The following is a 4,551-nucleotide window of genomic DNA, read 5'->3' as shown; positions in this document are numbered from 1 at the left end:
CCGGCATCCCCATCAATCCGTCAGGCATTGCCTGGTTGCCGGCCAGCGGCCGGCACTCCCTTTTCTCAGACCTTCAACAACCCGGCCGGCAGCTGCATGGTGATGCAGTGCAGGCTGCCGTTCTGCCAGATCAGCGAGCGGCAAGGCACCTGCACGATCTCGCGACCCGGATGCGCCTGGGCCAGCACATCACGGGCCAGGTCGTCGGCCGGGTCGCCATAGGCCGGCATCAGCACCGCGCCGTTGACGATCAGGTAGTTGGCGTACGACGCAGCAAGACGGCGGCCTTCGTCGATCACCGGCCGCGCCCACGGCAGCGGGAACAGGCGATACGGCTGGCCGTCCTTGGTGCGCAGCGCGGCCAGCTCGTTGCCCATCGCCTGCAGCTCGGCGTAGTGCGAATCGCTCTCGTCGTCGCAGGCCTGATAGACGATGCTGTCAGCGGAGGCGAAGCGGGCGAGGGTATCGATGTGGGCGTCGGTGTCGTCGCCTTCCAGGTAGCCGTGGTCCAGCCACAGCACGCGGTCCTGCTGCAGCCAGTCGGCCAGGTCGGCGCTCAGGCTGGCGCGGTCGCGGTCCGGGTGGCGTTCGTGCAGGCACTTCCAGGTGGTCAGCAGGGTGCCTTCGCCGTCGGTCTCGATGCCACCGCCTTCCAACGCGAACGGAATGCTGCGTACCGGGGCGTCGTTGAACACGCCAGCCTGGTCGAGCACGCCCACCAGCTGGTCATCCAGGGTGGCGTCGAACTTGCCGCCCCAGCCAGTGAATCGGAAGTCCAGCAGCTGGAAACCGCCGTCGGCGCGGCGCAGGGTGATCGGGCCGGAGTCGCGCAGCCAGGTATCGTCGTAGGCGGCCGTGGTGAAGTGGACCTTGTCCATGTCGATGCGGTTGGAGCGCAGCCGCATTTCGGCATAGGTCTCCACATCGTCGTCGGCCACGCAGATCAGCACCGGCTGGAAGCGGGTGATGGCCGCGACCAGGGCGATGTAGGTCTCTTCCACCTGGCCCAGGCGGTCGGCCCAGTCGGTGTCGGCGGTAGGCCAGGCAATCAGGACGCCGCTCTGGGCTTCCCACTCGGCAGGAAAACGAAGGGTCTGGTTCATGGTCTCGCTACACAGGCCCGCCCAGGGCGGGTAAAGGGATCAACGGATCGGTGGTTTCGGGCCGATTTCGTTCGGGTCCGCCTGGTTGGCCACCACGTCGATCACCTTCTGCTTCTCGAAGTAGACGGTGAACTGCGGGTACACCCAGCGGTTGATGGTCGGCCATTGCCGCTTCTGCCCGCCACGCGGCTGCAGTTGTTCGCTGGGCGCGCCGAACTGCGCCTGCACCTGCTGCATGCTCTGGCCGCGCACGGGCAGGGCACCGGCCGGCTTCTCGCGGGCACGGTCGACAAGCAGGGTGTCGGCCAGTGCCGGTGTGGCGGCGGCCAGGGTGGCCATCACGGCCAGGGCGGACAGGTAACGCTTCATCTCGATCTACTCCCCAGTGGTCAAGAAAGGCGATTACAGCAAAAACGGCAGGAAAAAGCCGCATAAACAAAAAACCGCCCGAAGGCGGTTTCTTGCATCGGGTCGGCCCCGCATAGGGCCAGCCGCAGCCGGAAGGCTGTGAGGCTTAGCGCTGACGCGCCTTGAAACGCGGGTTCGACTTGCAGATGACGAAGATCTTGCCACGACGACGCACGACCTTGCAGTCACGGTGACGGGCCTTCGCCGACTTCAGGGAGGACAGGACTTTCATGGCATACCTCGGCGTAAACAGTAGTTGTTCGGGTGGAGCGTGGCCGCGATATGCGAAAGACAATCGGCAGTTGACGCTCGTTCAAGCCCGCCATTCTACCGGGCTTTTCCTCATGGTTTCAAGTGGTTGCACAAAAGATCCCGCTGGGGGCGTCTGGCAGGGGCTAGAATGGCCTCTTCACACGCTCTGGGACCCCCATGAATCCACTCGCTCCCGTCCTGACCATCGACGGCCCATCCGGGGCCGGCAAGGGTACCATCAGCCGCATCATCGCGCGCAGGATGGGCTGGCATTACCTGGATTCGGGCGCGCTGTACCGGGCGGTGGGCGTGGCCGCAAGCTGGGCCGACATCGACACCTCCGACGCCTCCGCGCTGGTCCGCTGCACCTTTGACACCCACGTTCAGTTTGTCGAGCAGGGCGATGCCATGCGGGTCATGGTCAACGGCACCGATGCCACCGACGAGCTGCGCCTGGAGACCACCGGGGCGCTGGCCTCGGCCATTGCCGCCATCCCGGAGGTCCGGGCCGCCCTGAAGGAGCGCCAGCGCGCATTCAGGGAACTGCCAGGCCTGGTCGCCGACGGCCGCGACATGGGCACGGTGATCTTTCCGGACGCCCCCTACAAGGTCTTCCTGACCGCCAGTGCCGAGGAGCGCGCCGAGCGCCGGCATAAGCAGTTGAAAGACAAGGGGGTTTCTGTTAACTTTGATGACCTCCTGCGCGAGATCATGGCCCGCGACGCCCGTGATGCTCAGCGTACCGTGGCGCCCCTGAAGCCGGCAGACGATGCTGTCCTCATCGACACCACAGGCATCGGCATCGATGATGTCGTTGCCCGAGTGATGGATCTGCTTCCGGTTCCGGCTGCCTGATCCGTTCGCGCGGGAGCACTGCCAGCAGCATCGGCGGTGGTCGCGCATAGCAGTGCTGTACCCGCTCCGTCGCGCAATGATGCGTGGCGGTTTTCCTACTACACACGACCTGCGTTTCCGGGGTCGACCAACAGGCGGGCGGTCGCCATTCCCCTGAAGGGGACGCCACCGACCCATGTGTCCAACAGAGTAAATCTAATGACCGAATCATTTGCCGAACTGTTTGAAGCCAGCCAGGCCAACCTGGCCAAGCTGAAGCCGGGCGCCATCGTCAGCGGTACCGTTGTTGAAGTCCGCGGCGACGTCGTGGTGATCAACGCTGGCCTGAAGTCCGAAGGCATCGTGCCGATCGAACAGTTCCGTAACGACGCTGGCGAAATCGACGTCGCCGAAGGCGATATCGTCAAGGTCGCCCTCGACTCGATCGAGAACGGCTTCGGCGAAACCGTCCTGTCGCGCGAGAAGGCCAAGCGCGCGATGGTGTGGGACGAGCTGGAAGAAGCGTTGGAAAAGAACGAAACCATCACCGGCCGCATCAGCGGCAAGGTCAAGGGTGGTTTCACCGTGGACATCAAGGATGTCCGCGCCTTCCTGCCGGGTTCCCTGGTCGATGTGCGCCCGGTGCGCGATCCGGCCTACCTGGAAGGCAAGGAACTCGAGTTCAAGCTCATCAAGCTGGACCGCAAGCGTAACAACGTCGTGGTCTCGCGCCGCGCTGTCGTCGAAAGCGAGCACTCGGAAGAGCGCGAGCAGCTGATGGACAAGCTGCAGGAAGGCGCGATCCTGAAGGGTGTCGTCAAGAACCTGACCGATTACGGCGCGTTCGTGGACCTGGGCGGTATCGACGGCCTGCTGCACATCACCGACATGGCGTGGAAGCGCGTGCGTCACCCGTCGGAAGTCGTGAACGTCGGCGACGAGCTGGACGTCCGCGTGCTGAAGTTCGACCGCGAGCGCAACCGCGTTTCGCTGGGCCTGAAGCAGCTGGGCGAGGATCCGTGGGACAACATCGGCCGTCGTTACCCGGCCAACAGCCGCGTCTTCGGCAAGGTCTCCAACGTCACCGATTACGGTGCGTTCGTTGAGATCGAGCCGGGCGTCGAAGGCCTGGTGCACGTCTCCGAGATGGATTGGACCAACAAGAACGTCAACCCGTCCAAGGTTGTCCAGGTGGGTGATGAAGTCGAAGTGATGGTGCTGGACGTCGATGAAGAGCGTCGCCGCATCTCGCTGGGCATGAAGCAGGTTGCCGCCAATCCGTGGGAAACCTTCGCTGCCACCCACAAGAAGGGTGACAAGGTGTCGGGCCAGATCAAGTCGATCACCGACTTCGGCATCTTCATCGGCCTGGACGGCGGCATCGACGGCCTGGTCCACCTGTCCGACATCAGCTGGAACACCACCGGCGAAGACGTCGTTCGCAACTTCAAGAAGGGCGATACCCTGGACGCCGTCGTCCTGGCCGTCGATCCGGAGCGCGAGCGCATCTCCCTGGGCGTGAAGCAGCTGGAGCAGGATCCGTTCGGCCAGTACATGGCTGCCAATCCGAAGGGTTCCAAGGTCGAAGGCGTGGTGAAGGAAGTCGACGCCAAGGGCGCGATCATCGAGCTGGCTGACGGCATCGAAGGTTACGTCTCGGCCCGCGACATCGCCAACGAGCGCGTTGACGACGCCACCCAGCACCTGAAGGTCGGCGACAAGGTCGAAGCCAAGTTCGTGGGCATGGACCGCAAGGGCCGTACCCTGCAGCTGTCGATCAAGGCCAAGGACGACGCTGAAATGCGCGAAGTGCTGGAGGAATACCAGTCCTCTTCGGCTTCCAGCGGCACCACCCAGCTGGGCGCGCTGCTGCGTGCACAGCTGAACGGCAACAAGTCCGAGTAATCGGCCTTAGGCTGTTCGTTGTTTCCTGGACGGCCCGGGCATTGCCCGG

At 64.1% G+C, this 4,551-nt stretch carries 5 protein-coding genes; 2 read left to right on the top strand and 3 right to left on the bottom strand.

All coding sequences use genetic code 11. The features are described from left to right. Positions 1 to 65: 65 nt before the first annotated feature. From ABGA94_RS04260 to ykgO, 3 genes are all read right to left on the bottom strand, one after another. Positions 66 to 1,103, bottom strand: a complete 1,038-nt coding sequence (locus ABGA94_RS04260) for an agmatine/peptidylarginine deiminase (protein ID WP_005416227.1) — start codon at positions 1,101 to 1,103, stop codon at positions 66 to 68. Positions 1,104 to 1,142: 39 nt separating this feature from the next. After that, positions 1,143 to 1,442 carry a hypothetical protein gene (locus tag ABGA94_RS04255; RefSeq protein WP_227837998.1) on the bottom strand — a complete coding sequence of 100 codons (300 nt, stop codon included), beginning with the start codon at positions 1,440 to 1,442 and terminating at the stop codon, positions 1,143 to 1,145. Between the two features lie 175 nt (positions 1,443 to 1,617). Continuing rightward, positions 1,618 to 1,743: a type B 50S ribosomal protein L36 gene (gene ykgO, locus ABGA94_RS04250; RefSeq protein WP_005409283.1), complete on the bottom strand. Its 126-nt coding sequence runs from the start codon at positions 1,741 to 1,743 to the stop codon at positions 1,618 to 1,620. Between the two features lie 197 nt (positions 1,744 to 1,940). On the opposite strand from ykgO, the gene cmk reads away from it, so the two are divergent. Then, the gene (cmk, locus tag ABGA94_RS04245) at positions 1,941 to 2,618 is read left to right on the top strand and encodes a (d)CMP kinase (RefSeq protein ID WP_049411481.1); all 678 of its coding nucleotides are present in this window, start codon (positions 1,941 to 1,943) and stop codon (positions 2,616 to 2,618) included. A gap of 198 nt (positions 2,619 to 2,816) precedes the next feature. Beyond that, entirely contained in the window at positions 2,817 to 4,502 is a 1,686-nt protein-coding gene (gene rpsA, locus ABGA94_RS04240; RefSeq protein WP_005416230.1) for a 30S ribosomal protein S1, read from the top strand. Positions 4,503 to 4,551: the final 49 nt, after the last annotated feature.

The sequence above is a fragment of the Stenotrophomonas sp. 3diitr2024 genome (genome assembly GCF_042136455.1).
In the GTDB taxonomy this organism is placed as follows: Bacteria; Pseudomonadota; Gammaproteobacteria; order Xanthomonadales; family Xanthomonadaceae; genus Stenotrophomonas; species Stenotrophomonas sepilia.
This window is presented reverse-complemented; position numbering and strand designations above follow the sequence as displayed.

What these genes read in the sequence shown, in the direction of transcription:
- rpsA (WP_005416230.1), top strand. Translation starts at nt 2,817, where the DNA reads ATGACCGAATCATTTGCCGAACTGTTTGAAGCCAGCCAGGCCAACCTG.
- ABGA94_RS04260 (WP_005416227.1), bottom strand. Translation starts at nt 1,103, where the DNA reads ATGAACCAGACCCTTCGTTTTCCTGCCGAGTGGGAAGCCCAGAGCGGC.
- cmk (WP_049411481.1), top strand. Translation starts at nt 1,941, where the DNA reads ATGAATCCACTCGCTCCCGTCCTGACCATCGACGGCCCATCCGGGGCC.
- ABGA94_RS04255 (WP_227837998.1), bottom strand. Translation starts at nt 1,442, where the DNA reads ATGGCCACCCTGGCCGCCGCCACACCGGCACTGGCCGACACCCTGCTT.
- ykgO (WP_005409283.1), bottom strand. Translation starts at nt 1,743, where the DNA reads ATGAAAGTCCTGTCCTCCCTGAAGTCGGCGAAGGCCCGTCACCGTGAC.